The organism is Campylobacter blaseri (assembly GCF_013201895.1).
Lineage (GTDB): Bacteria > Campylobacterota > Campylobacteria > Campylobacterales > Campylobacteraceae > Campylobacter_B > Campylobacter_B blaseri.
In genome coordinates, this window is record NZ_CP053841.1 from 222,309 (window position 1) to 248,730 (window position 26,422).

The 26,422-nt window shown below is 29.5% G+C and carries 27 protein-coding genes; 15 read left to right on the forward strand and 12 right to left on the reverse strand.

The genetic code is table 11. The annotated features are described in order from the left end of the window. Positions 1-372: 372 nt before the first annotated feature. The 6 genes from CBLAS_RS01190 to CBLAS_RS01215 all read right to left on the reverse strand — a co-directional run bounded on the left by CBLAS_RS01190 (position 373) and on the right by CBLAS_RS01215 (position 3,694). Positions 373-1,359 (reverse strand): beta-ketoacyl-ACP synthase III, encoded by a 987-nt coding sequence (locus tag CBLAS_RS01190; protein ID WP_106870901.1) that lies wholly within the window; start codon positions 1,357-1,359, stop codon positions 373-375. Beyond that, on the reverse strand, positions 1,356-2,366 hold the full coding sequence (gene plsX, locus CBLAS_RS01195) for a phosphate acyltransferase PlsX (protein ID WP_106870903.1): 1,011 nt from the start codon (positions 2,364-2,366) through the stop codon (positions 1,356-1,358). The genes CBLAS_RS01190 and plsX overlap by 4 nt, the downstream gene beginning before the upstream one ends. Continuing rightward, the gene (gene rpmF / locus CBLAS_RS01200) at positions 2,366-2,512 is read right to left on the reverse strand and encodes a 50S ribosomal protein L32 (RefSeq protein ID WP_106870905.1); all 147 of its coding nucleotides are present in this window, start codon (positions 2,510-2,512) and stop codon (positions 2,366-2,368) included. Before rpmF ends, plsX begins: the two co-directional genes overlap by 1 nt. Beyond that, positions 2,512-2,880 (reverse strand): hypothetical protein, encoded by a 369-nt coding sequence (locus CBLAS_RS01205; RefSeq protein WP_106870907.1) that lies wholly within the window; start codon positions 2,878-2,880, stop codon positions 2,512-2,514. Before CBLAS_RS01205 ends, rpmF begins: the two co-directional genes overlap by 1 nt. A 3-nt stretch (positions 2,881-2,883) precedes the next feature. Then, positions 2,884-3,297 carry a nucleoside-diphosphate kinase gene (ndk, locus tag CBLAS_RS01210; RefSeq protein ID WP_106870909.1) on the reverse strand — a complete coding sequence of 138 codons (414 nt, stop codon included), beginning with the start codon at positions 3,295-3,297 and terminating at the stop codon, positions 2,884-2,886. A gap of 112 nt (positions 3,298-3,409) precedes the next feature. Then, positions 3,410-3,694, reverse strand: coding sequence for a DUF362 domain-containing protein (locus tag CBLAS_RS01215; RefSeq protein ID WP_106870911.1), 285 nt, complete (start codon positions 3,692-3,694; stop codon positions 3,410-3,412). Between the two features lie 162 nt (positions 3,695-3,856). Here CBLAS_RS01215 and CBLAS_RS01220 point away from each other — a divergent pair, with 162 nt between their 5' ends. The 11 genes from CBLAS_RS01220 (at position 3,857) to ciaB (ending at position 15,330) form a co-directional block, all read left to right on the forward strand. Beyond that, complete coding sequence (locus tag CBLAS_RS01220; RefSeq protein ID WP_106870913.1) at positions 3,857-4,453, forward strand: peroxiredoxin; 597 nt, start codon at positions 3,857-3,859, stop codon at positions 4,451-4,453. Between the two features lie 212 nt (positions 4,454-4,665). Continuing rightward, positions 4,666-6,951 carry an ATP-binding protein gene (locus tag CBLAS_RS01225; RefSeq protein ID WP_106870915.1) on the forward strand — a complete coding sequence of 762 codons (2,286 nt, stop codon included), beginning with the start codon at positions 4,666-4,668 and terminating at the stop codon, positions 6,949-6,951. Between the two features lie 45 nt (positions 6,952-6,996). Then, entirely contained in the window at positions 6,997-7,611 is a 615-nt protein-coding gene (plsY, locus tag CBLAS_RS01230) for a glycerol-3-phosphate 1-O-acyltransferase PlsY (protein ID WP_106870924.1), read from the forward strand. Further along, positions 7,611-7,931, forward strand: coding sequence for a dihydroneopterin aldolase (locus CBLAS_RS01235; RefSeq protein WP_106870926.1), 321 nt, complete (start codon positions 7,611-7,613; stop codon positions 7,929-7,931). Before plsY ends, CBLAS_RS01235 begins: the two co-directional genes overlap by 1 nt. Positions 7,932-7,991: 60 nt before the next feature. Beyond that, the gene (hsrA, locus tag CBLAS_RS01240) at positions 7,992-8,663 is read left to right on the forward strand and encodes a homeostatic response regulator transcription factor HsrA (RefSeq protein WP_106870928.1); all 672 of its coding nucleotides are present in this window, start codon (positions 7,992-7,994) and stop codon (positions 8,661-8,663) included. A gap of 38 nt (positions 8,664-8,701) precedes the next feature. Continuing rightward, a complete protein-coding gene (locus tag CBLAS_RS01245) occupies positions 8,702-9,937 on the forward strand; it encodes a sensor histidine kinase (protein ID WP_172658161.1) in 1,236 nt (411 codons plus the stop codon). 9 nt (positions 9,938-9,946) lie between these two features. Then, positions 9,947-11,395 (forward strand): Ppx/GppA phosphatase family protein, encoded by a 1,449-nt coding sequence (locus CBLAS_RS01250; protein WP_106870932.1) that lies wholly within the window; start codon positions 9,947-9,949, stop codon positions 11,393-11,395. Positions 11,396-11,443: 48 nt separating this feature from the next. Then, the gene (gene luxS / locus CBLAS_RS01255) at positions 11,444-11,938 is read left to right on the forward strand and encodes an S-ribosylhomocysteine lyase (RefSeq protein ID WP_106870934.1); all 495 of its coding nucleotides are present in this window, start codon (positions 11,444-11,446) and stop codon (positions 11,936-11,938) included. A gap of 26 nt (positions 11,939-11,964) precedes the next feature. Further along, on the forward strand, positions 11,965-12,654 hold the full coding sequence (dut, locus tag CBLAS_RS01260; RefSeq protein ID WP_106870936.1) for a dUTPase: 690 nt from the start codon (positions 11,965-11,967) through the stop codon (positions 12,652-12,654). 106 nt (positions 12,655-12,760) lie between these two features. Then, positions 12,761-13,408, forward strand: a complete 648-nt coding sequence (locus CBLAS_RS01265; RefSeq protein WP_106870938.1) for a ferritin family protein — start codon at positions 12,761-12,763, stop codon at positions 13,406-13,408. A gap of 140 nt (positions 13,409-13,548) precedes the next feature. Continuing rightward, the gene (gene ciaB / locus CBLAS_RS01270) at positions 13,549-15,330 is read left to right on the forward strand and encodes an invasion protein CiaB (RefSeq protein WP_106870940.1); all 1,782 of its coding nucleotides are present in this window, start codon (positions 13,549-13,551) and stop codon (positions 15,328-15,330) included. A gap of 18 nt (positions 15,331-15,348) precedes the next feature. On the opposite strand, the gene CBLAS_RS01275 is transcribed toward ciaB, so the two are convergent. Next, entirely contained in the window at positions 15,349-15,870 is a 522-nt protein-coding gene (locus tag CBLAS_RS01275; RefSeq protein ID WP_106870942.1) for a hypothetical protein, read from the reverse strand. A 277-nt stretch (positions 15,871-16,147) separates the two neighbouring features. On the opposite strand from CBLAS_RS01275, the gene CBLAS_RS01280 reads away from it, so the two are divergent. Then, positions 16,148-19,591, forward strand: coding sequence for an acyl-[ACP]--phospholipid O-acyltransferase (locus CBLAS_RS01280; RefSeq protein WP_106870944.1), 3,444 nt, complete (start codon positions 16,148-16,150; stop codon positions 19,589-19,591). 182 nt (positions 19,592-19,773) lie between these two features. Here CBLAS_RS01280 and brnQ read toward each other — a convergent pair whose 3' ends face one another. From brnQ to CBLAS_RS01300, 4 genes are all read right to left on the reverse strand, one after another. Next, positions 19,774-21,081: a branched-chain amino acid transport system II carrier protein gene (gene brnQ, locus CBLAS_RS01285; RefSeq protein WP_106870946.1), complete on the reverse strand. Its 1,308-nt coding sequence runs from the start codon at positions 21,079-21,081 to the stop codon at positions 19,774-19,776. A 269-nt stretch (positions 21,082-21,350) separates the two neighbouring features. Then, complete coding sequence (locus CBLAS_RS01290) at positions 21,351-21,665, reverse strand: thioredoxin family protein (RefSeq protein WP_106870948.1); 315 nt, start codon at positions 21,663-21,665, stop codon at positions 21,351-21,353. Between the two features lie 15 nt (positions 21,666-21,680). Next, on the reverse strand, positions 21,681-22,694 hold the full coding sequence (locus tag CBLAS_RS01295) for a permease (protein WP_172658162.1): 1,014 nt from the start codon (positions 22,692-22,694) through the stop codon (positions 21,681-21,683). A 35-nt stretch (positions 22,695-22,729) separates the two neighbouring features. Next, on the reverse strand, positions 22,730-23,008 hold the full coding sequence (locus CBLAS_RS01300) for an ArsR/SmtB family transcription factor (protein ID WP_106870950.1): 279 nt from the start codon (positions 23,006-23,008) through the stop codon (positions 22,730-22,732). Positions 23,009-23,125: 117 nt separating this feature from the next. On the opposite strand from CBLAS_RS01300, the gene CBLAS_RS01305 reads away from it, so the two are divergent. Then, on the forward strand, positions 23,126-23,812 hold the full coding sequence (locus CBLAS_RS01305; RefSeq protein WP_206603288.1) for an AzlC family ABC transporter permease: 687 nt from the start codon (positions 23,126-23,128) through the stop codon (positions 23,810-23,812). Continuing rightward, positions 23,813-24,139, forward strand: a complete 327-nt coding sequence (locus CBLAS_RS01310; protein WP_206603289.1) for a branched-chain amino acid transporter permease — start codon at positions 23,813-23,815, stop codon at positions 24,137-24,139. Between the two features lie 84 nt (positions 24,140-24,223). Here the strand turns inward: CBLAS_RS01310 and CBLAS_RS01315 are convergent, their stop codons facing one another. Continuing rightward, positions 24,224-25,258, reverse strand: coding sequence for a threonine aldolase family protein (locus CBLAS_RS01315; RefSeq protein WP_106870952.1), 1,035 nt, complete (start codon positions 25,256-25,258; stop codon positions 24,224-24,226). Between the two features lie 188 nt (positions 25,259-25,446). Here CBLAS_RS01315 and CBLAS_RS01320 point away from each other — a divergent pair, with 188 nt between their 5' ends. After that, positions 25,447-26,361, forward strand: a complete 915-nt coding sequence (locus CBLAS_RS01320; RefSeq protein WP_106870954.1) for an AEC family transporter — start codon at positions 25,447-25,449, stop codon at positions 26,359-26,361. The last annotated feature ends 61 nt before the right edge of the window (positions 26,362-26,422 follow it).

Below are 26,422 nucleotides of genomic sequence, written 5' to 3' on the forward strand. Positions count from 1 at the left end.
TAATATTATAAAATTTAAACAAAATATTTTAAACAAGCAAAATATTATACAGTAATTTATAGCCAAAATAAGCTAATTAATTTTTATAAGAAAGATCACTTAGAAGTCATGAATTTTTACTTACATTACAATGATAATTAGCAATATGCAATAAAAAGAGTTAAGAGATAATAATTTTACTTGCATGGGGATTAATTACTAATTGCTTATATGAATTAAATAAAACTATGTTTAGGTTAAGTAATATTTATTTTGTTAAGTAGCTTAAAATAGATAAATAAAATTTGATTATGTATAGTAATTAGTACTTGCAAATATGGCATAAAAAAAGAAGTGAAATTTTTTAATATTTTCTTTAATTAAAATTTGATGTCAAATTCCACCAAATTTAAGCAGTGCCGAACCCCAAGTAAAGCCACCGCCAAATGCATCCAAAAGCATTAAATCACCTTTTTTTAGCCTTCCACTTTCATAAGCATCATTTATAGCCATGGGAATTGAAGCTGAGCTTGTATTGCCATATTTTTGAACAGTAACGATGCATTGTTCATCTGTTAGTTTTAATTTCTGTTTTACTGAGTTTATTATTCTTAAATTTGCTTGGTGAGGAATAAAAAGATCTATCTCTTTTGGACTTATCTCATTTTTTTCTAAAATATCAATTACATCTTTTGTTAATGTATTAACCGCGACTTTAAATACCTCATTGCCTTTCATATGTATAAATTGTAAATTTTGATCGACCATTTCATGTGTTGCTGGGTGTATAGAGCCACATCCTGGGGTTGTTAGAAGATCTGCATATTCACCATCGCTTGCTGTATGGACATCTAAAATACTATTATCATCTCTTGCAGAAATAACAGCAGCACCAGCCCCATCACCAAATAAAATGCAAGTAGTTCTATCTTTCCAATTAACAATTGAACTCAATTTTTCAGTACCGATAATTAAAATATTTTTTTTAACACCGCTTTCTATTAAAGATTTTGCTAGTTCAAGTAGATATATAAAGCCTGTGCAAGCAGCACTAATATCAAAAGCAGTAATATTTTTAATGCCAAGTAAATTAGAAATTTTACAAGCAGTTGATGGCATGCAAAGATGATCGGGGCTTATGGTTGCGCAGATAATGCAATCAATATCTTCATTTTTAAGCCCAGCTCTTTTGATGGCTATTTTACTAGCTTGATAGCCAAGATCACTTGTTGATTCATTTTTTGCTATGTGTCTAGTTTTAATTCCAGTTCTTTGAGCTATCCATTCATCATTGGTATCCACCATTTTTTCAAGATCACTATTTGTTAATATCTCTTTTGGCACATATGCGCCTATGGATATCATTGATGCTTTTTTCATATAGCTTCCTTTGATTTGGTTAGGCTTAATTCTTCTAGTCTTTTCTCAATAACAGAGTTAATATTAGAATTTGCAAATTCCAATGCTTGAAAAATAGCATTTTTAATAGCTTTTGGACTACTTTTACCGTGACTAATGATGACGCAGTTTTTAACTCCCAAAAGAGGAGCACCACCATATTCGTCATAATCTGTAGCCTTTTTAACCCTTTTAAATACATTTTTCATTAAAATAGCTCCCGCTATTGCTATCAATGAGCCTTTTACCTCTTTTTTAATGAGCTTATTCATAGCATCAGCTACACCTTCTGATGTCTTTAAGACAATATTTCCTATAAAACCATCGCATGTAACAACATCTACAGAACCATCAAAAATTTGATTGCCCTCTGCATTTCCCACAAATGTATCTAATATTTTTAACATTTGGTGTGCACCTTTTGTGGCGCTATCGCCTTTGCACTCTTCTTCACCATTTGAAAGTATAGAAATTTTAGGATTTTTTATTTTCATTATCTCTTTTGCGTATGCTTCACCCATAACACCAGATTGAAAAATGTGCTCTGATTTTGAATCAACATTTGCACCTACATCTAAAACTAAAGTTTTAGTCTCTTTTGAGGTTGGCATCAGTGTTGCTATAGCAGGGCGAGAAACATTTTTTAACCTACCGATTTTAAGAGTAGCAAGACTCATAGTTGCACCGCTGTGACCAGCAGAAACCACAGCCTTGCATTCGCCATTTTTTACAAGCTCTATAGCTTTATAAATACTAGTCTCTTTTTTCTTTAAAACATTAGTGGCGTCGTTTTTCATCTCAAATACTTCATCTGCTTGAACAAAGGTTACAAATTTTTCAAGCTCATTTGGGATAAGTGGCTTTAAAATATCAGTTTTTCCAACTAAAAAAGCATGGAATTTTCTCTCTTTTAAAGCACTTATAACACCTTCAGCTATTGGATTCGGGCCAAAATCTCCGCCCATAGCATCTATAGCTATTTTAGTCATTAGTATTCGCCAGTTGTTTTGTTTACACGATGTGGTATTTTCCAGCTGCCATCTTTATCTCTAACAGGTACCGGAAGTGTTACTTTATAGTGTGTTCTTCTTTTTGCTGCACGAGTTTTACTGACTCTTCTTTTTGGAACTGCCATTATTTTTCTCCTTTATAAATTTTACAATTATCACAATAAAAATAGTCGCTTTTATAGGCTTCTACTTCACTATGCAAAATATCTTTTATGTTAATATTATTATCAAAAAACTCCATAACATCTTCAAGTGATTCTTTGGAGTCTTTGTAAATTCCATCGCTTATAATAAGCGCTATGTTTTCATTTATATTAATATTTAAATCACTTCCGCAACTATCGCAAATATGTTCAAATGTGCCAAAAATAACACCTTTGCAATTCACTAGCTTACTATCTATTCTTTTAAGATTACCTTTAAAAATTAAGTTATCAACCTTTAATTCAAAAGAGATAGGTTCTTTTGATATTTTGCTAAAAGCTATATTCAAATTTTATAATATTTCTCTATTTGAAAAGAAAAATGCTATTTCAATTGTTGCATTTTCTAGACTGTCACTTCCATGAACTGCATTTGCATCAATGCTATCGGCAAAATCTGCTCTTATTGTTCCAGGAGCTGCCTCTTTTGGATTTGTTGCGCCCATAAGTTCTCTGTTTTTAGCAACTGCGTTTTCGCCTTCTAGTATAGATACAACAACTGGACCACTTGTCATGAACTCAACTAATTCTCCGTAGAAAGGTCTATCTTTGTGAACTGCATAGAAAGCTTTTGCATCTTCTGTTGATAATTGAATTTTTTTCATTGCTGCAATTCTTAAGCCATTGCTTTCAAATCTGTCAAGAATTTTACCAATAACACCTTTTTTTACTGCGTCAGGCTTTATAATAGATAAAGTTTGTTGCATTAAGTCTCCTTAAATATAATTAAATTTTAGAAATTTATAAGATAGTGATAATATCAAATTTTAGGTTAAAAAATTATAAAGCCCAAAAATGAGCTTTATAATTATGTGTGTATTAATCTACAGCTGGTGTGTCGCCTTTTCTTAAGTCATCACCGATTTCTTCTCTATGAGGTTGAGAATCAACTACTTCATCCCAAACTATACAACCATCAGTTGGACAAGCGCTAGCACAAGCTGGCTCATCATTGTGTCCTACACATTCAACACATTTATTTGCATATACATAGTATATATCTTCACCGTTTGGATTATCTGAATCATCTACAATAGCTTCAACTGGACACTCATCTATACAAGAGCCACAGCTTATACAGGTATCTGTAATCTTTACTGCCATTTTTTCTCCTAAATTAAATTTTAAATAGGTTAATATAATAACATAATGCTATTTAATAAAAATTAAATTATTCAAAAGTTTTAAATAAAGAGCGATTTTATCTTAATTTAAAGTTATATGGATATAATTTCGTAAATAATAAAATTTATTAAGGAGAATAATATGGTTGTTACTACAAAAGCAAAAGATTTCACAGGTACAGCAGTGCTTGGTGATAATACAATAGTTGAAGATTTTAATCTTTATAAAAATATAGGCGAAAAAGGTGCGGTAGTATTTTTCTACCCAAAAGACTTTACATTTGTATGTCCTAGTGAGATAATTGCATTTGATAAAAGATATGAAGAGTTTAAAAAAAGAGGAATTGAAGTTATAGGCGTTAGTTGCGATAATGAATTTACTCACCTTGCTTGGAAAAACACACCGATTAACCAAGGCGGTATAGGTAAAGTTAAATTTCCACTTGTTGCTGATATGACTAAGCAAATTGCAAGAGATTTTGATGTTTTATTTGAAGAAGCAGTTGCTTTAAGAGGCAGTTTTTTACTAGATGCTGATGGAACTATTAGACATGCAGTTGTTAATGATTTACCACTTGGAAGAAATATTGATGAAATGGTTAGAATGGTAGATACAATGCTATTTACAAATGAACATGGCGAAGTTTGCCCTGCTGGTTGGAATAAAGGCGATGAAGCTATGAAAGCTACTCCAGATGGTGTTGCTGACTATCTTGGACACAATTCAGACAAGTTATAATAAATAATCTAATACTAAAAGCTTACGGTTTTATTTCCGTAGGCTTTTTTAAATTTTATACATTATAAATCTATCTAATTTAATATATAATAACCTTAATTCATATTTACTCAGCCTTAAGATAGTTTGCCTATCAGATATTTTTAAATTCTAAAAAATATTTTAATAGTATTTTTAGTTATAATACTAAAAATAAATTTTAAAGGTAGAGTATGCAGACACTACAAGAAAGTTTGAAATATTTTTTCTTGGGCATTAAAGAAGATAAAGAGCCATATCTATATGAAAACAAAGACTTAAATACACACGCTACCATAATAGGTATGACAGGAAGTGGTAAAACAGGACTTGGTATAACTTTGCTTGAAGAAGCTAGCATTGATAATATCCCTTCTATCGTGATAGATCCAAAGGGAGATATGACAAATTTGGCTTTAACATTTCCAAATATGCAAAAAGAGGACTTTTTACCATATATGGATAAGGATGAGGCTAATAACAAAGGTAAAAGTATTGAAGAGTTAGCACAAGATAGTGCAAATTTATGGCAAAAGGGCATTAGTTCAACATATCAAAGCATTGATAGGATTAAACTTTTAAAAGATAGTGTTGATGTAAATATATACACACCAAAAAGTAGTGCTGGGCTTGGTATAAGTTTGCTTAGTGATTTTAAAGCACCTATGGGGCTAGATAGTGAAGATTTAAACAACTATATTTTAGCTATAACAAGTTCTATTTTATCGTTAGTTGGAGTAAATTCTGAAAATTTAACATCGCCTGAGATTGTTTTAATTCAAAATATATTTTTACATAATTTTAGTGCAAACAAAAATGTATCAATTACTGATTTAATTCACCAAATAGCAAAACCACCATTTGATAAAATAGGCGTTTTTGATGTTGAAACTTTTTTCCCAAGTGTAAAAAGGATGGAACTTGCTATGAAGATAAATGGGCTTTTAGCAAATCCAAATTTCAAAGCATGGTGCGAGGGTGAAAGACTTGACATTTCAAAAATGTTATTTACAAAAGAGGGCAAAGCAAGATGTAATATCTTTACTATTTCTCATTTAAGTGATAGCGAAAGAATGTTTTTTGTAACACTTCTTTTAAATGAGATAATTCGTTGGATGAGAAGCACAGAAGGAACTAGCTCTCTTAGAGCCATTTTGTATATGGATGAAATTTTTGGATTTTTTCCACCAACTTCAAACCCCCCTTCAAAAACTCCAATGCTTACACTTTTAAAACAAGCAAGAGCTTATGGGATTGGCTGTGTACTTTCTACTCAAAACCCTGTTGATTTAGATTACAAAGGGCTTTCAAACATAGGAACATGGTTTATAGGTCGTCTTCAAACATTGCAAGATAAAGAAAGAGTTATAGGCGGGCTTAGTGACATTAGTGGTAGTGAATTTGACAAAGATAGCTTAATGAAACTGCTTTCAAATTTAGAAAAAAGAAAATTTCTAGCAAAAAATATACATAAAGATGGTCTTAGTGTGATTGGAACGAGATTTGCACTAAATTATCTTAAAGGACCATTAAGTAGTGAACAAATTAGCAATCTAATGAGTGGTAAAAAATCACTTCAAACTGCGATTAGTTTTAGCTCATCTTCAAACTCAAATAAGCCAGTTATATCAAAAGACATTAAGGAGCTATATAGTTACACAAGCTCTTTGAACTTAAAACCATATCTCTTTGCAACTGCAAAAGTTAGCTACGATGTCAATAAAGCTAAATTTACTAAAGATGTAAATCTGGCATTTTTACTTGAAGATACGTTTAGGGTAAATTGGGAAGAAGCTAAAGAAGATTTAGTTAGAACTACTCAGACTAAAGAGGAAGAGGGTAGTAAATTTACAAGTTTACCAAGTTATATTGCAGGGGCTAAGAATTTAAATGAACAGATGAAAGATTTTAAAGATTACATTTATAGAAATATTAAATTAGAGCTTTTTAGTGCTCTTGATACCTTATCAAAACCCGGTGAAAATAAAGATCAATTCTTGTTAAGACTTCATGATAAATGTAATGAAATTTTAGAAGAAGAAACAATCAAATTTAAAGAGAAATTTGACAAAGAAAAAGAAAAAATTCAAATAAGACTAGACAGAGCTATTAAAAAACTAGAAAAAGAAAAAGCTGATGTGAGATCTAAAGGGCTTGATGCTATTATAAACATAGGAAGTGCAATTTTAGGGGCATTTTTTAGTTCTAAAACTATAAGTAAAACAAATGCAGGAAAACTAGCAACTAGTGCTAAAAGTGCGGGTAGAGTTTTAGATGAGAGGGAAGACGTAAGACTAGCGCAAGAAGAAGTTTATAAAATAAAAAGTGAATTTGAAGAGCTTTTAGAAATCGAAAAGGAGAAATTAAAAAATCTAAAAGAGACTTATAATATAAGAAAATTAGATATTAGAACAGTTGAAATTCAAGCTAAAAAAAGCGATATATTTAATGAAGAAATTGCTCTTTTATGGAAAAGTTAGTAAAATTTTAGTAAAATTATAGATTGATTAAATAAAAGGTTATAGATGAACGCAAATATTATAATGTACATAATTGCCTATCTTTTAGGCTCAATTCCTTTTGGATTGCTTATAGCTAAGTATTTTGGAAATGTTGATTTATTGCACTCAGGAAGTGGTAGTATAGGTGCTACAAATGTGCTTAGGGTTTTAAAAGAAAAAGATCCTAAAAAGGCTAAGATATTTGGACTTATTACCATTTTATGCGATGCACTAAAAGGACTTTTACCGATAATTATCGCTAGTTTTATGGGTTTTGATATAAATGTTTTATGGACTATGGCAGTTTTAGCTATTATAGGGCACTGTTTTTCAATATTTTTAAAATTTGAGGGCGGAAAAGGTGTTGCTACAAGTTTTGGAGTGTTTTTGTTCTTTTTGCCTATTGAAGCACTTATAGGTATAGTTGTTTGGCTTTTAGTTGGTAAGTTTTTGAAAATATCAAGCATAGCTTCACTTAGTGGAATATTCTCTTTTGTTTTGCTTAGTTTTATTCTTCATTTTGATATGGTCGGTATAAATACTCACGCACCGATATTTTTTATAGCCTTTATAATTGTTTATAAACATATTCCAAATATAGTTAGACTAATTCAACGCAAGGAAGATAAGGTCGCATAATGATAACTGTTTTAGTTGAAAATTTAGAGTTTAAAACAATTATAGGGATTTTGGATTTTGAGCGAAAAAAAAAGCAAAAAATTATAGTAAGTGTTAAATTTCAAGCAGGTGAATTTATAGATTATGCAGATGTATGTAAATATATAAAAAAAAGCTTTAAAAAACAAAAATTTATGAAAGTTGAGGATGCTTTAGAGTTTTTTGAAGCTAAATTTAAGAAAAAGTATAAAAGTCTAACCTATTTGCATATTAAAATAATGAAAAAAGAGATTATTAAGAGTGCTTGTGTTGGGGCTTCATTGGAAAATTATTTTAATTAAACTTGAATTCTTCCTTAAAAACAGATATAATCTAATTAAAATTTAAGTTAAGGAACGTTAATGAGAATATTAATAGTTGAAGATGAAATCACTTTAAACAAGACTATTGTTGAAGGACTTCAAGAGTTTGGATATCAAGCAGATAGCTCAGAAAGTTTTAAAGATGCAGAGTACTATATAGGCATAAGAAACTATGATTTAGTTTTGGCAGATTGGATGTTACCTGATGGCAATGGTATTGATTTAATAAACATTGTCAAGCAAAAAAGCCCTAGAACTTCTGTTGTGATTGTTTCTGCTAAAGATGATAAAGAGAGCGAAATAAAAGCACTAAAAGCAGGTGCTAACGATTATATAAAAAAACCATTTGATTTTGATGTATTAGTTGCTAGAATCGAGGCTAGGCTTAGATTTGGTGGAACAAATGTTATAGAAATAGAAGATCTCATAATTGACCCAGATGAAGAAAAAATTACATATTTAGGAAAAGAAGTAGAGTTAAAAGGAAAACCATTTGAAGTTTTAACACACCTTGCTAGACATAGTGATCAAATAGTAAGCAAAGAACAGCTTTTAGATGCTATATGGGAAGAGCCTGAACTTGTTACACCAAATGTTATCGAAGTAGCGATAAATCAAATTCGTCAAAAAATGGACAAACCACTTAATATCTCTACAATCGAAACCGTTAGAAGACGCGGATATAGATTTTGTTTTCCCAAAAAAGTTTAAGATCTAAATTTATATTACAATTAGCATCTGCTTCGGCAATGCTAATTATAATATTTTCAACTATGTTATACCACTATATTAAGGTTAATATTTTTGAAAATGTGGTGCAAATTTTAAACCAACACGCTATTAAAATTTCACAAATTTATGAAATTGATAAAGAAATAAGCAGTTTTTATAGCCAGGATTTAGGACATAGTATAGTAACTACTAATATTATAGAAAACAAATATGATTTGAAAAAGCCTAAGTACCTAAAAACAGAGCTGGAAAATAGAACATTTTTAGAGCTGCAATACCCCGTAAAATCAGATCTGATTGTTTTAAAAACAGACACCACATTTTACGATAATATTGTATCTCAAATCTTAGTTGATATAATCATAATAAATGTAACAATGTCTTTGCTTATTATTTTTTATGCTATGTTTTTATCTAGAACTATACTCCTTCCTATAAAAATACTTAGTAGAAGATTATCAAAGTTGGATGAAACCGTTCTAACGCATATAGATGAAACAAGTATACCTATTGAGTTTAAGCCATTGAGCAAGGGTATAAATAGATTAATTGATAGAATTCATACTTTTATGGAGTATCAAAAAGAGCTTTTTATAGGAATAGCTCACGAACTTAAAACCCCGCTTGCTGTAATGAAAACAAAAAATGAAGTAACACTCCTAAAAGACAGAGAAAAAGAAAAATACATAGAGGCTTTACAGAACAACAATAACTCTATAAATAATATGAATAAGATGATAAGTTCTATCTTGGAGATAGGCAGGCAAGAAGATGCGCAATTTGAACCTGCTGTTAAAAAAGATATAATAGCATATCTTAGAGAAATTTGTACAAATTTTCAAATTCTAGCAAAAGCTAAAGGGCAAAATATAAAAACGGATCTTAAGCCAGTTGAGCTATATATGAATATACAGCCACAGCTATTTTTACATATTTTGCAAAATTTCTTACAAAACGCTATTAAGTTCTCAAAAGAGGGCTCAAATATATATGTTAAATCAGAAGCTAGAAATAAAATTTTAAAAATATATGTTATTGATGAAGGCATTGGGATTAATGAAGATGCAGACCTTTTTGCACCTTTTAAAAGATATGGAAATGAAGGCGGTGCTGGTCTTGGGCTATTTTTAGCAAAAGGGGCGGCACAAGCTATGAATGCAAAAATTAGTATAAAAAATAGAACCGATGGTAAAAGCGGAGCGGTAGCCAAGATAGAACTTCCTATTGATTTGCGGAATTTAGATAAAAATTAGGATAAATAGATGTCAAAAAAAGTAGCAGTTATTGATTTAGGCTCCAACTCCATGAGAATGGCTATATTTGAACGCACAAGCAGGCTGGGCTTTTATACACTAGGTGAATATAAGATAAAAGTAAGGCTTGGTGAGGGCTCATATAGTGAAAATGGAGTTATATGTGATGAGGCTATGGATAATTGCATTGAGGCATTTAATGAGTTTAAAAAGATTATTCAAAAATACAAAATTAATAAAGTTTTAGCTGTTGGAACATCAGCATTAAGAGATGCTTCAAATAGAAATGTGTTTATAAATAGAGTAAAAAAAATAGGCATTAATATAAAAGTGGCTGATGGGGATATGGAGGCATATCTTGGAGGAATTGCAGCCTCAAATTTGCTTCCAAGTTTTAAAAGCGCGACTACTATAGATATAGGTGGTGGCTCAACAGAGCTTGCTCTTTTAGAGGATGGAAAAGTAGTTAAAACCATATCTTTAAATCTTGGAACAGTAAGACTAAAAGAGCTTTTTTACGATAAAGAGAATCTAGATGGGTTAGATAAATTTATTGATGATATTATAAAAAATGTGCCAAAAGAATTTAAAAATCAAAATATCATAGCAATAGGCGGAAGTCTAAGGGCGATTTCTAAAGCTATTTTAAGAATAGAAAACTATCCACTTGAAACAATACATGGATTTTCATATGAGTATTCTAAATATAGCAAATTAATAAATGAAATTTCAAACTCTAAAGCTACTGAACTGGTTAAATTTCCAATTAAAAAAGATCGATATGACACCATTAGAGGTGGAGCTTTTATATATAAAAAAATAGTTAAACTGTTGAAAGGTAAATATATACAAACTAGTGGTGCTGGAGTTAGGGAAGGGGTATTTTTAACCAATTTAATTGGTAAAAACTCTAAATTTCCAGCAGGGTTTAATCCAAGTTTAAAAAGCCTAGAAGATAGATTTATAGCAGTTAAAAGACCAAATATAACTAAATATGCTAGTAAAATTTACGATGCATTGTATCCGCTTCATAAAGTAGACAGTGTCTATAAAAAAGATTTAATAACTGCTTCAAAGCTTTTAAATATAGGGTTAAGAGTAAGTTTTTATTCAAGACATTTACATTCAAGCTATATTATACTAAACTCACTTAATTATGGGTATACACATAAGCAAAAAGCCCTAATAGCAACTATTATTAAGTTAAATGGTAAAAAAAATATAAGTGAAGATGAATACACTAAATATGAAAAGTTGCTACCATCTAAAAAAGATGTAATTTGGCTTAGTTTTATACTTAAATTAGCTAAAATTTTAGATGAGTTAAATAATAAAAACATAAAGCTATCTTTTTCTGACCACATTTTAAATATCTATGGAATTAAGGACGATCTGTTTATAAAAAATGGGATAAAAGAGATACCAAAACCAGGTATCTTCGCGATATCATTTAGCTAATTTACTACATTTTGATACAATACAAAAAATAAATTAAAGGATAATATAATGCCAATGCTAGACAGTTTTACAGTTGATCATACTAAAATGAAAGCGCCAGGAGTTCGTCTTGCAAAGACTATGAAAACTCCAAAAGGCGATAGCATAAGCGTATATGATTTGAGATTTTGTAATCCCAATAGAGAGATTATGGGTGAAAAAGGGATGCATACATTAGAACATCTTTTTGCAGGTTTTATGCGAGATCATTTAAATAGTAGTGGCGTAGAGATTATAGATATTTCTCCTATGGGTTGCAGAACTGGTTTTTATATGAGTGTTATTGGGGTGCCAAAAGATAAAGATATAATCAATGCTTGGAAAAACTCAATGCAAGATGTATTAGCTGTAAAAAGCGAAGATGATATACCTGAATTAAATATATATCAGTGCGGAAGTTGCAAGCTACATAGCCTAAAAGAGGCTCAAGATATAGCTAGGAATATTTTAAAAAATGAAATAAGAACTATTGACAACGAATCTATAAAATTAGAATTTAATTGAATATTCTAATTAAAATAAGGAATAAAATGGAATATAAGAAAATACTAAAAGAGATGTTTGTTATGCAACAACACCTCAACAATGAGACAAATGGATTAAAATGGGAAGAGGGTTACACTAACAAAGGAAAGCTAATAAGCTGGAAAAGATGTATTTATATGGAGTGTGCTGAGCTAATTGATAGTTTTGCTTGGAAACATTGGAAAAATATAGAAGAACCTACCAATGAAGAAAATGTTGCAGTTGAGATAGTGGATATTTGGCATTTTATAATGAGCTATGTTTTGGAGCAAGCTTATCCGCATAAAGATATAGATTGTGTAGTTGAAGATGTTGCTTCTGTTAGTGGTTTTGGCGATTTTTGTATAGACCCTTATGATATGAGTGAGTATAGTATATATGAGATTATAAATGATGTTGAGATAATTATACACGATACTAGCGGCTTTAACTTTGAGATACATAATCTTTTAACAAACTATTTTAGACTATCTTTAAAATGTGGTGTAAATTTGCACAAACTCTTTGAAATTTACATTGGAAAAAATGTTTTAAACAAATTTAGACAAGATAACGGGTATAAAGATGGTAGCTATAAAAAAGTTTGGAATGGCAAAGAAGATAATGTTGTTATGAGCGAAATACTAAAAACAGGTATTTTAAAAGCCGATGATATATATCAAAAACTAGAAGAAAATTATAAATCACTAAAATAGACTAAAGTTTAAATTACACATATTTTGAATTATCAATGTTAAATTATATTGATAATTCAACTTTATTATGATAGAATGAAATTCATTACATAATAAAGGATTTAAAATGAGACAATACGAAACATACAAATGCGAAAAATGTGGAAATGTAGTTGAGGTGCAAGAAGTTGGCAATGGCGGAAAGCTAACTTGTTGTGATGAAGAGATGACTCTTGTTACTAAAAACTTAACAGAAGTAAATTTAATGAAAGCCTTTGCTGGTGAGTCAATGGCTAGAAATAAGTATGATTTATATGGTGATTTAGCAAAAGAGGCAGGGTATCATGCGATTGCTAGACACTTTTATGAAGCAGCTGAAAATGAAAAATGGCATGCTAGAGCCGAGTTTAAGGCATACCATGAATTAGTAGGTTCTCCAATCGATAAAATGGATAAAAATTTATTAGATGCGGCAGCTGGTGAAAGATATGAACATGAAACTATGTATCCAAATTTTGCAGAAATTGCTAAAGAAGAGGATTTAAAAGCTATAGCAAGACTATTTACAGCTATTGGAAAAGTTGAAGTTGAGCACGAAAGAGAGTATTTAGAACTTAAAGACATGCTTGATAAAGATGGTTTCTTTGAGAGCGAAGAGGAAGATGTTTGGGTTTGTGAAGTTTGTGGACATGTTCACAGAGGTAAAAAAGCTCCAGGAGCCTGTGCGCTTTGTAAAGCACCAAAAGAGTATTTTAAAAGAGAATTTCTTGGCTAAAAAATTTGGTGGAATTTCCACCAAATTTCATAACTAAACTATATATACAAATATTCAAAATAAAATTTCAGATTAAATTCTTATATATTCTTAATATTAAGCAAAAATTGATACAATTATCCCTTTAAAAGGATGGATATATGAACGATTTTAATAAACTTTTAACATATGCAAATGAAAATAAAAAAGAATTAAGCGCTTTATATGATGATTTAGACAATGATTATATAAAAAAAGCATCAGATATATGTGGATTTAAAAATCCAACGAAAGCACAAAAGATAGCGATCTTAAGAAGAATAGTAGATTTAAAAGTAGATCCTTTGCTAAATGAGCTTGAGAAAAAAGGTTATAGTGAAGATGAAATTTTAAACTTAAGAGATGAAATGTTTGATTTTACAGCTCTTGTTCATGAAAATTTACATAGAAATTTAATATTAAAAGCAAAAGAAAATAGAGTGTTAAATGAATTCAATTTAGCACTTATTGATGGGGTTCACAAGATAGGTCTTGTTATGAACAAGCTTCAAAAAGAGTGGCAACACTCTGTAGTGGACAAAAATGTTAAGAAATTCTCAAAGATGAGTAGCCCTAAAGAGTTTATAAAAGAGAACAAGTTATATCAAAAAACCCCAAGGGGAGAAAAGTGTGATAGAGCTTATGGGGTTGTAGAGTTTAGTGAAGATGGTGCAGTCTTAAAACCATACGCATCTTTTTTTAAAGAGGGGTTTGTGGATTTAGAAGCTGAGCTTGATAACCTAATAGATAGCTTAAATTTATATGCAATAAATATAGAAGAGAAAAACTATATAGAGTATTTTAAAAAACTAAAAGCTGCATTTATGGATACAAATAATGAAACCATAATATCGTCATGGAGAGACGCTGAAATGGCGTGGATGAATGTAAAATCAGAGCTTCAAGTAGGACATCCACTGGAATATTATGAAGATGCCTATACACATGCAGTTGCTTTTGAATGGGATATAAGGCTTAAAGAAGATAACAAATTTAACGAAGAAGAGTTTAAGAAAAATATTAAGAATAGCTTTGATGAGATCTGCAGTAAAATATCATCTAGCAATGAAATCATGAAGTCAATGGTTCATTCAAATATAGACAAAACTCAGCTTTATATCTCAACACCTATGATATATTATGGTGCTGAGTTAGATGGTCTTTTTAGTGCTCAAGTTGTTCCAAATGATGAGTTTGTAAGTGGCAACTCTGGCAAGAAAATATTTGCCTTTATAAACCATGTTTATAAAAGTATAAAATCAAGGCCATATATGAAAATAAGCAGTGAAGTGTTTGAAGAAGATTATTTAGAGTATGGACGAGAGATATTAAAAAAGAAACCTGAAATTTGGAAAAGAGTTTATGAAGTGAGTACAATTGGTCATGAGTTTGGGCATATGTTTTTTATAGACTATGACACAGAAGAGCTTATGAATAGAAGTGGTGTTTTTAAATTTATAGAAGAATACAAAGCAACTACAGGTGGGCTTATAAACTTTTTTTATAATGAAGAAGATGATTTAATTCTTCCTGTTTTTGATGATTTGATTAGAAGAAGTGTTGGCCTCATATCTTGGCAAGAGGTTGAGAGTGTTAGAGCGTATTATTGCGAGGCATTAATTCACTTAACTCTTCTTTTTGAGAGTGAGGTATTGGAATTTAAAGATGGTAAATTAAGAGTAGATTTTACAAAAGAAGGCTATGAAAGATTTAAAGAAAGATGTATGCAAAACTATAAACATCTAGCTATCATGTATGATAAAAAAATGGATGCTAAGGTATTTCTAGATGGTTTTTGTGAATTTATGGGTAATTCTTATCTTCCAACTCATTCTAAAACAAAAGAATTTGTTGAGTATTACCATGATTTATACAAAAAAATAGGAAATGAGGTAGAAGAGTAGAATGCTACTCTTCTTATTTTACAATTCAACTAATAAAATATTTAAATTAAGTTTTTTTGATAATTTTATAATCTCTTCTTGTGTTTCATCTGTTATTGGCAGCACTATATGGTGACCAGCTTTAAATCCCAAGAAAAAGTTATTTTCACTTTTTGCTAGTTTATTTAGTGTGCTAATTTCAAATATCTCACTTATTTTTGGTTTTTCATCCGGTGAAAATGAGATATTGTTTTTATCTATTTTTAAGTTCATCTCTATATTTGATTTAGGAGTATTTTGGATCGCTTTATCTATCTGTTTTTTGCATAGTCTTTTGTAATATTTAGGATAAAAAACAAGCCATAAGATTGCTAAAACTAGTGATGTTATTGATATCCAAGGAACTAGTTTAAAAAAACCATCTAGTATTAAACCAACCAATATAAACTCAAATGGTATAGCATAAAAACTAACCAACTTTTGCTTTTTTGCTTTTTTGCTGTGGTTAACCATAAATTTTTGTAAATTTATAACATCTTTATCTGTGATTCTTATTTTCATCAAGAGCTCCATTTTAATTTTTTATATATTCTATCAGAAATTTGCAAGTAGCTTGTAAATTTAGTAGAAATAAATTTTCACTTAAACTATATAATAAGCTAGCTAAGTTGGCTTATTTCACTTTTTTATCAAGAAAAATAGGTTATAATATTGCTCATTTTAAAGACTGAAAGGGAATTTAATACTTATTTGAAATTTTATAAATCAAATAAGTATTAAAAATATTTCTTATAATATATAATATTATAGTTATTTAAGCTTCAAGAAGGATGCTATTATGAAAAATCTATTTAGTTTAAAAGGCTTTGGACCTTTTATAGTTGTAATGTTTATCAATGCAATGGTAGATTTAGGGCATAAAATTACCATTCAAAATATATTAATTAAAAGCTTTGAGGGAGATGAATTAGTAATATTAACAGCGATTGTAAATTTACTAATACTACTACCTTTTATAGGTCTTTTTTCTATTTCTGGATTTTTAAACGATAAATTTTCAAGAACAATCATAACAAAATATGCAGCTTCAACAGCCATAGCTTTTACATTTATCATATCTATAGCATACTATTTTGGACTATTTTATCTTGCATTTTTTATGACATTTCTTTTGGCTGCTCAAAGTGCTATATATTCGCCTGCTAAGTATGGACTTATAAAAACAATTGTTGGAGAGAGCAGGCTTGGTGCTGCAAATGGTCTGGTTGAAGCAGTTACGATAACTTCAATACTTTTATCATCGCTACTATTTTCTGTAATTTTTGAAAAATTTGCAGGAAAGCTATCTTCTCCTGAGCTTATCATGCAGTCGGTTTGGTTCATAGGTGTTATTTTATTTGCATTATCTATCTTAGAGACATATTTTGCATTTAAAATACCATATTTTAAACCAAGTAATCAAAATAGCAAATTTGAGTTTAATAAATATATTAAATTCAAATATTTTAAAGAAAATATAAATATAGTTTTTAAAGATAAAAGTATTTTGCTTTGTATTTTAGGTCTTTCATTTTTTTGGGCTATTTCTCAGCTTGTAATTGCTGTATTTCCAGCGCATTATGAAGCAATCACTGGTAAAAACAATGTCGTAACAATTCAGCTAATTTTAGCAGTTAGTGTAATAAGTATAGCTGCTGGTGCATTTTTTGCAGGAGAGAAAAGTAAAAACCATATAGAGATAGGGCTTGTTCCATTTGGAGCATTTGGTATGTTTTTATCTTTAGTTTTGTTCTCATCTGCCACTTCGCCTTTTTATATGGCTTTATGCACTGCGATGTTTGGATTTAGTGGAGGTATTTTTATAGTACCACTTAGTGCAAAAATACAATTTTTTGCAGAAGAGAAAAATTTAGGAAAAACTTTAGCGGGAAGTAATTTTATACAAAATATATTTATGGTTTCTTTTTTAATGCTAACAATACTGCTAACTAGTTTAAATGTTAGCACTAAGCAAATTTTTATAACTTGTTCTATAGTTATTTTTATCTGTGGAATTTATGCTATCAAATCACTTCCGCATCTTTTCGCAAGACTTTTAATAACTCCATTTTTTAAATTAGGCTATAGAATTAGCATAAATGATGTAACAAACATACCTAAAAAGGGTGGAGTGCTTTTACTTGGTAATCATGTAAGCTTTATTGATTGGCTTATAGTTCAAATAGCCTCTCCAAGACCTATTAAATTTGTTATGCATAGAAGTTTTTATGATAAATGGTATTTAAAATGGATATTTAAAATTTTCAAAGTCATTCCAATTGGCGTTGGTTCTACAAAAAGTGCATTAAATAGTATGAAAAAATATTTAGAAAATGGCGAAGTTGTTGCTCTTTTTCCAGAAGGTCACATAAGTTATAATGGACATTTAGATACATTCCAAAAAGGGTATGAGCTAGGTGTTAGAAATACCGGTGCCTTAATAATTCCTTTTTATATAAGTGGACTTTGGGGCTCCACTTTTTCAAGGGCAAATATTAAAAAAAATATACCAGGAAGTAGAAGACATGTGGGAATTAGCTTTGGAAAGCCACTAAGTGACGATACCTCTGTAAATAAATTAAGAAGTGAAGTTGTAACATTGTCATATTCGGCTCTTGAAAAACATTTAGAAGATACAAGACCAGCACACTATAATTGGCTAAAAACAGCAAAAGCTGATCTTTTTAAAGAGAGCATTGTAGACAGCACTGGACTTAAACTAAATAATCTCAAGCTTCTAACGCTTGTTTTGGTTTTTGTTAAGCAGTTCAAAAAAGTGTTAAAAGATGATAAAAATGTTGGGATACTTCTTCCAAGCTCTGTAATGGGAAGCGCCGTCAATTTAACGCTATCCATACTAGGCAAGATAAATGTAAATTTAAACTACACTTTATCTACTAAAATTTTAGAGGTATCTGTGAATAAAGCTAAAATTGATCACATTATAACTTCAAAAAAATTTATAGAAAAACTTGCTTTAAAGGGATTTGATCTATATTTTTTAGAGAATAAATTTATTTATTTAGAAGATGAAAGCAAAAATATAAAACCTATAACTAAAAAAATATCATTTTTACAGGCTTTATTGATGCCAAGAGTTTTAATAGAAGAGATATATTTTAGTTATGTAGATATAAATGATGAAGGATTTATACTTTTTAGTAGTGGAAGCGAAAGTACTCCAAAAGGGATTGTTTTAACACATAAAAACATAATGGCAAATATAATCCAAGTTTATACTTTGTTAAATAGTGATAAAAATGAGGTTTTATTGGCAAGTCTTCCGATATTTCACTCTTTTGGCCTTACCATTACAACACTATTACCACTTAGCGAAGGCATAAAAAGTGTTCATGTAGCAGACCCAACTGATGCAAAAAGTGTAGGAGTTATGACAGCTAGATATAACGCTACAGTTATATTTGGAACATCTACATTTTTTAGAATATATGCAAAAAGTAGAAAATTAATACCTTTAATGTTTAAAAGTGTTAGAGTAGCTGTTTCTGGTGCTGAAAAATTGAATGAAAGGGTAAAGCAAGAGTTTAAGTATAAATTTGGAATTACCATATTTGAAGGATATGGAACAACAGAAACTGCACCTGTTATTAGTTGTAATGCTCCAAATATTTTAGAGCCAAGTAGCTTAAGAGAGCTTGTTTTTTCAAAAGATAAGAGCGTTGGTATGCCACTACCTTTTACAATAGTTAAGATAATTGATAGAAATACCTATGAGACCCTTCCAGATGGTGAAGAAGGGCTTATAATAATAGGTGGTGCCCAAGTTATGAAAAGCTATTATGAGGATGAAGGAAAAACAGAGCAAGTTATGCAAATTATTGATGGTATAAGATACTATAATACAGGTGATATTGGATATATTGATGAGGATGGATTCTTGTTTATAACAGATAGATTATCAAGATTTGCTAAGATTGGTGGGGAGATGATAAGTCTTTCAGCTGTAGAAGCAGAGCTAATGAAAGTGCTCGATGATGATGATATAATTGCTATAACAAATGTTGAAGATGATAAAAAAGGCGAAAAAATAGTAGCATTTTATACTGGTGAAAAAGATGAATCAGAAATTAGTAAAAAGATATCTATGTCAAATTTAAGCTCCATAATGATACCAAGCATAATTAAAAAGGTTGAATCAATTCCAACACTTGGTTCAGGTAAGGTTGATTTTAAAGGACTTAAAAACTTAGCTATTAAGTTTTTTCATAGCATCAAAAAATAAGAGCAAAGCTGACATGTTTAACTTTACAAAATAAAACTATTTATTATATTCAAGCTATCACTTTTTACTTCAATGTATAATGATATATACAAAATTAGTTAAACTTATAATTTGTATTTCTAAAATAGTAGATTGGTTTGATATAAAATGCAAACTATCTATTAGATGGTTTGCATATATTGTTATTTTAGTTTGCTTCTAACTATAAAAAGACTTCCAAAAGCAACAATTATAGCAGGAACAACCCACTCTAGGCCTTGTTCATAAAAAGGTAAAAATGAAAATATGCCCGCTCCTGTTATATGGAAACTCTTATCAAAAGTTCCAAATAGACTTATTATAAGAACTACATATATAGTCCAGCTATATATAATTTTATTTGATTTAAACAATCCATTTAGTAAAGAAAGAATTATTAGTGTTAAGGCTAGTGGATATATAACACCTAAAAAAGGAATAGCGTATTTTATAATTGCAACTAATCCTAAATTAGCCATAAGTGCACTTAATGCAGACCATATACTTACCCATGTTTTATACTTTATCTTTGTTATGCTTTCAAAATACTCACTAATAGAGCTTATCAAACCAACTGTTGTAGTTAAACAAGCAAGACCTATGGCTGTACCAAAAATAAGTATTCCATACTTGCCAAAAAGAAAATTGGCTGAATTTGATAAAATTGAAGCTCCAGTTTCTTGAACACCAAATGTTCCCATACTACTAGCACCTATATAAGATAGTATCATATACATAGTCATTAGTATGGCTCCAGCTATAACGCCTGCTTTTATTGTGGCTGAAACTACTGCTTTTTCATTTGTAACGCCTAAACTTCTATATGCGGCTAGTACTAGTAAACCAAAATTTAAAGAGGCTAAAGCGTCCATTGTTTGATAGCCCTCTAAAACACCTGTTATTATAGGAAATTTAGCATAATTTCCTATCGGTTGTGAAAATTCTCCAACATGCATAGGATTTATAAGCACTGCAATAAACATAGTTAATATCAAAACTATTAACATAGGGGTTAAAATTTTTCCTAATGTTTCTATCATGCTTGATGGATTTTGGCATAAAAACCAATTTATAACAAAGTAAATGATTGAATATATAAATAATGGTAAATAGGAATTTTGTAAGCCCTCTGACAAAAAAGGAACAATGGCAATTTCAAAAGGCATATTTCCAGCTCTAGGAATTGCAAACAAAGGACCAATAATCATCAAAAGACAGACTGAAAAAATTATAGCAAATCTCGGAGAAATTCTACTAGCTAAACTATAAAGACCACCTGATCTAGCAATTGCTGCAATTCCTAAAATTGGAAACACTACAGCAGTTAAACAAAAGCCAGCCATTGCTAAGAGTGTATTTTCTCCTGCCAAACTGCCAATAAACGGCGGAAATATAAAGTTACCCGCACCAAAAAACATGGAAAAAAGTGTTAAGCTTATAAGAATAAGCGATTTAGAAGATACTTTTTGCATACTTTCCTCTTTCTATAAAATTTTATTATTATATTTAAAAAATATTAATTTACAAAGTGCAAATCTCTGTTTTTTGTGGATTTAAGCAATATTTTTAAAAATATTGCTTAAATTTCTTCTAAATTTAGAAGAAATTTAGTATACAATTGTTTTTTATAGACTTTTATAACATTATAAAAATAGTTTTATTAAATAAGTTATATTTAATTTTATTAATTTAATATATTGTATTTTTAAGATTTTTAAGTTTTAAATTTAATATTAAATTTTTATAAATTTGCTTTTATAATCTCTTTGAGTTTTTCTTTTTTATAAATTTGTCCACAAGTTACCACTTTTTCATTTATAACGAGTGCAGGAGTACTCATAACGCCGTATTTTGAAATTTCAAATAAATCTTTTATATGTTTTACATTTGTATTTATATTTAACTCTTTTAATGATTGAGTAGTTAGCTTTTCAAGCTCATTACACTTAGCGCACCCAGTTCCTAAAATTTTAACATTTGAAGTACTAAAAGAGCTGTTTTTATCTAAATTTTCTTTACTCAAAGACTTTTTTTTAAACATGCTAAATAGTTTCATTTAATCTCCTTTAAATTATAAAAATACTAGTTGATATACATTAAACAAGTAACCTACAATAACTATTCCTATTATACAAATTCCAACAAATAAAATAAGAAGCTTTGGTTTGATTACCTGTTTTAGCATTATTAAAGATGGAAGGCTAAGTGTTGTAATAGCCATCATAAAAGCTAAAACTGTCCCTAGATAAGCTCCTTTATCAAGCAAAGCTTCTGCTATAGGAATTGTACCAAATATATCTGCATATATAGGAACACCAGCCAAAGTAGCCAAAATTACGCTAAATAGATTTTGGTTGCCTAAGAAATCTTCTATATATTTTGTAGGAATGTAATTATGTATAATACTTCCAATGGCAACACCAATTAATATATATTTAAATACTTTTTTAAAAGTAGATATAACTTGATTTTTTGCAAACTCAACTCTTCTTTGCCAAGTTAAACTCTCTTCTTTTAAATTTAGCGCATTTGAGTTTTTGATAAAGCTTTCCACATATTTTTCCATTTTTAATTTTTCTATAGCAAATCCACCTATAACAGCTATAATTAAACCAGCAATTACATAAGCAACAGCTATTTTAAATCCAAAAATACTAGTAAGAATTACCAAACTTCCTAAATCTACCATAGGAGAGGAGATTAAAAATGAAAAAGTAACCCCTAATGGTAAGCCTGAACTTGTAAAACCCATAAATAGTGGTATGGATGAGCAAGAGCAAAAAGGCGTAACTGTTCCAAGTAAGGCTGACATTATATTTGCCTTAATACCTTTAAATTTAACTAAGATTTTTTTACTTTTTTGAGGTGAAAAGTAGCTTTGTATATAAGAGATAAGAAAAATTAAAGTACATAGTAATATCGTTATTTTTATAACATCATATATAAAAAAATGAAGACTTCCACCAAAATTAGAGCCTAAATCAATTCCTATACTTTTTAAAATAAAAGTAGTTAGGTTATAAAGCCAATCCATTTTCAAAAACTGATTTTCTATAAAAATAAGTATTAATTTTATATTTTCCATATTAAACCTTTATCATATCAATAAATATTAATCTATTATTTTATACCTGCCATATCAAATAAAATCATTGATATTTTTAAAACACCATTTTTAGATATTTGATAATAGGTCCATTTTCCCTCTTGTCTGCTTATAACAATTCCAGATTCACATAGAATTTTCATATGATAAGATAAGCCTGATTGGGTAAGGCCAAGCTTTTCTAGAAGTGTGCAAGCACACTCTTCTTTGTCTTTAATAAGCTCTAGAATTTCAATTCTTTTTTCATCTCCTAGTGCTTTAAATATTTTTGCTTTTTGCTTTTTTGTTGTCATAATTTTAACTCACATCAATAATTTTTGATTTATTATAGATAAATACTTTTAATAAAAATAAAATTTTAAAAAATTTCTATATAATAATTACTACTAAAATAAAATGGAGAAATATTGTTGAATAAAAATTTAATTAGTCAAGCATTTTTAAAATCTCTGCCTATAATGGTGGGGTATTTGGTTATAGGATTTGGATTTGGTATATTGCTTCGTGATGCAGGATATGGGCTTTTATGGGCTATTGCTATGAGTTTATTTATATATGCTGGATCTATGCAGTATGTTGGAGTCTCTTTGATAACAGCTCCTGCGACACTTTTTATGACTATTTTAACTACATTTATGATAAATGCAAGACATCTTTTTTATAGTATATCAATGATAAGTAGATATAAAGATGCAGGTAAATTTAAACCATATTTGATTTTTGCATTAACTGATGAAACATATGCTCTTGTTTCAGACAACAAACATCCAAAGGGTAATGATAGATATGTTTTTTGGTTTTTGATCTCTTTGTTTAACCATTTTTATTGGATTTTAGGAACTGCATTTGGTTCAGTTTTTGCTAAATCTTTACCTTTTGATACATCAGGCATAACTTTTTCTATGACAGCTATATTTGTTGCTGCTTATACAGAGCAATGGATGGCTAAAAAACATAGAATTTCAGCTATTATTGGAATTTTAGTGACTCTTTTAGCTAGGATAATTTTTGGAAGCGATATGTTTTTAATACCATCAATGCTAGTAATTGCAGCTATTTTACTTTTACTTAGAACAAAACTATCAAAAGGAGATTAGATGGGTTTTGATATGCATGCATCTATTTTAATTATAACTATGAGTGTTGTTACTATAGCTCTTAGATTTATACCATTTATTGTTTTTAGCGGTAAAAAAGAGATTCCAAAAATAGTTATATATTTAGGTGAAGTTTTGCCAAGTGCAGTTATAGGTATGCTTGTAATTTACTGTTTAAAAGATATTGATTTTAGTGTTACTCCTTATGGAAGTAGGGAGCTTGTGGCAACTTTTATAGTTGTTTTAACCCAAATTTTAAGCAGAAATTCCCTACTTTCAATTCTAGCTGGCACAATCTCATATATGCTTTTTTTAAATTTTCTTTAAAAGCGTGTGCTATAACCTTTGTAGCAAATGCAACTTAAAAGTTTTAGCTATTTTAAACTTTTTATTTTAAAGTTTAAACTTAGATTATAAAGATTTTATATCTTTTATAAGCTCATCTACATCTTCTTTTTTGCTTGCCCAACTTGTGCATACTCTAATGTAGTTTAAATTATCTTTAGTTTTCCCATATACTTCAAATAGATATTTTTTACTCAAAATTTCTAAATACTCATCACTAAGTGCGAAAAATTGCTGATTTGTTTGTGAATTTGCTAATGCATTTACCCCTTTTTCTTCAAATGCTTTTTTAATCCTTACTGCATAATCCACAGCGCTTTTGCAAATTTCAAAATAAAGATTATCAGTAAAAAGAGTATCAAACTGCACTCCAAGCATTCTGCCTTTTGCTAAAAGTGCCCCGCACTGTTTCATTATGTATTTAAAATCTTTTTTAAGAGTATCATTTGTGATAACAACAGCTTCTCCAAAAAGTGCTCCACACTTTGTTCCGCCTATATAAAATATATCACAAAGTTTAGCTAAGTCTTGTAGCGTTATATCACACTCCTTGCTCATAAGCCCATAACCAAGCCTAGCACCATCAACAAATAGTGGTAAATTTAAATCCTTACAAATTTGACTTAGCTCTTCTAGCTCTTTTTTAGTATAGAGTGTTCCTGTTTCTGTTGGAAAGGATATATATACCATTCCAGGTTGAACTGTGTGAAATCTAACAGGGTCATTTTTGTGCATATCAAAACAATCACTTATCTGTTTTGCTGTTATTTTTCCATCTACTGAAGGAAGGGTTAAAACTTTATGCCCTTTTGCCTCTATAGCTCCTGTTTCATGAACTGCTATATGCCCACTATCTGCTGAGATTACTCCTTGATGAGGTCTAAGTATAGAGTAGATAACAGTTGAGTTTGTCTGAGTTCCACCAACTAAAAAATGGACATTAGCATTTGGTGTATCACAAGCTTTTTTAATCTTTTGTGCCGCACTTTTACAATACCTATCATTTCCATATCCAAGAGTGTTTACTTCATTCGTAGCCACTAAATTTTTTATGATTTTAGGGTGAGCCCCACTTGCATAATCACATTGAAAATAGGTCATTTTATATCCTTTTTTATTTTTAACTTCAAATTATACAATAATTTATATAAGTTAAAATTAATAGAAAAATTTATATAAGATATATTTTTAATAATTATATTTTAGAAAAACAAAATTTAATATTTTTATTTTTATTTTATTTTTATTGACTTATAATTTGAGTTTTAATTTTAAATTTGGACTATAAAATGTTTACATCTTTACTGTCAATATTCATATTAATAGCTTCAGGATATTTTGCAAAAAAAGTTAAAATTTTTGAACAAAAAAACTCATCTATTTTTATAGATTATGCTTTAACTTTTGCACTTCCTGCTTTGATTTTTGACAAAATTTATCATGTAAATATTGACACAACACTTTTAAATATTATAGCATTAGGTTTTGTCTCAACTATACTTGGGGCTTGCTTGAGCTTGCTAATATGTAAGTTGTTTAAATTTAGCAAAGCTACAACAGTAAGTGCAGTTCTTTTGTCAATGTTTGGTAATACTATTTTCATAGGTATGCCTATAATTACAGGATTTTTTGGAAAAGATGCCTTAAATGAGGTAATATTTTATGATCAGTTTGCAACTGCTATTCCTATATCAATATTAGGACCTTTTATACTATCTTTTGGTGCAGAAGCCAAAGTGTCTTTAATCCAAAATGCAATTAAAGTTTTAAAATTTCCACCATTTGTTGCATTAATTTTAGGTTTAGCACTTAGAGATGTTAAAATTCCAGAAGTAATCTTTAACTCTTTACATATGTTTAGTGCAAGTGTTGTTCCTGTTGCTTTGTTTGCCATAGGAATTGGACTTGGTTTTAGAAGTATAAAAAGTGCTTATAAATCAACTGCCATTGTGCTTTGTTGTAAAATGCTATTTGCTCCACTATTTTTTATAGCAATAGCTTTAGTTTTTAAAGTAAATTTTAGTGATTCAACTTGGATTATAGGAATACTTCAATGCGGTATGCCACCAATGGTTTTAGCAAGTGCTATGATAATGAAAGCAAACCTAGATTCCCAACTAGCAGTTTCGGCTGTCGCTATGGGTGTTGTGATGAGTTTTATATCACTACCTTTTATAAATTATATATGTGGTTTGTTAGTTTAGTAAATTTAAGCAAGAGATAGATTATTTGGCTGAAATTTCAGCCAAATATTATAACTTATGT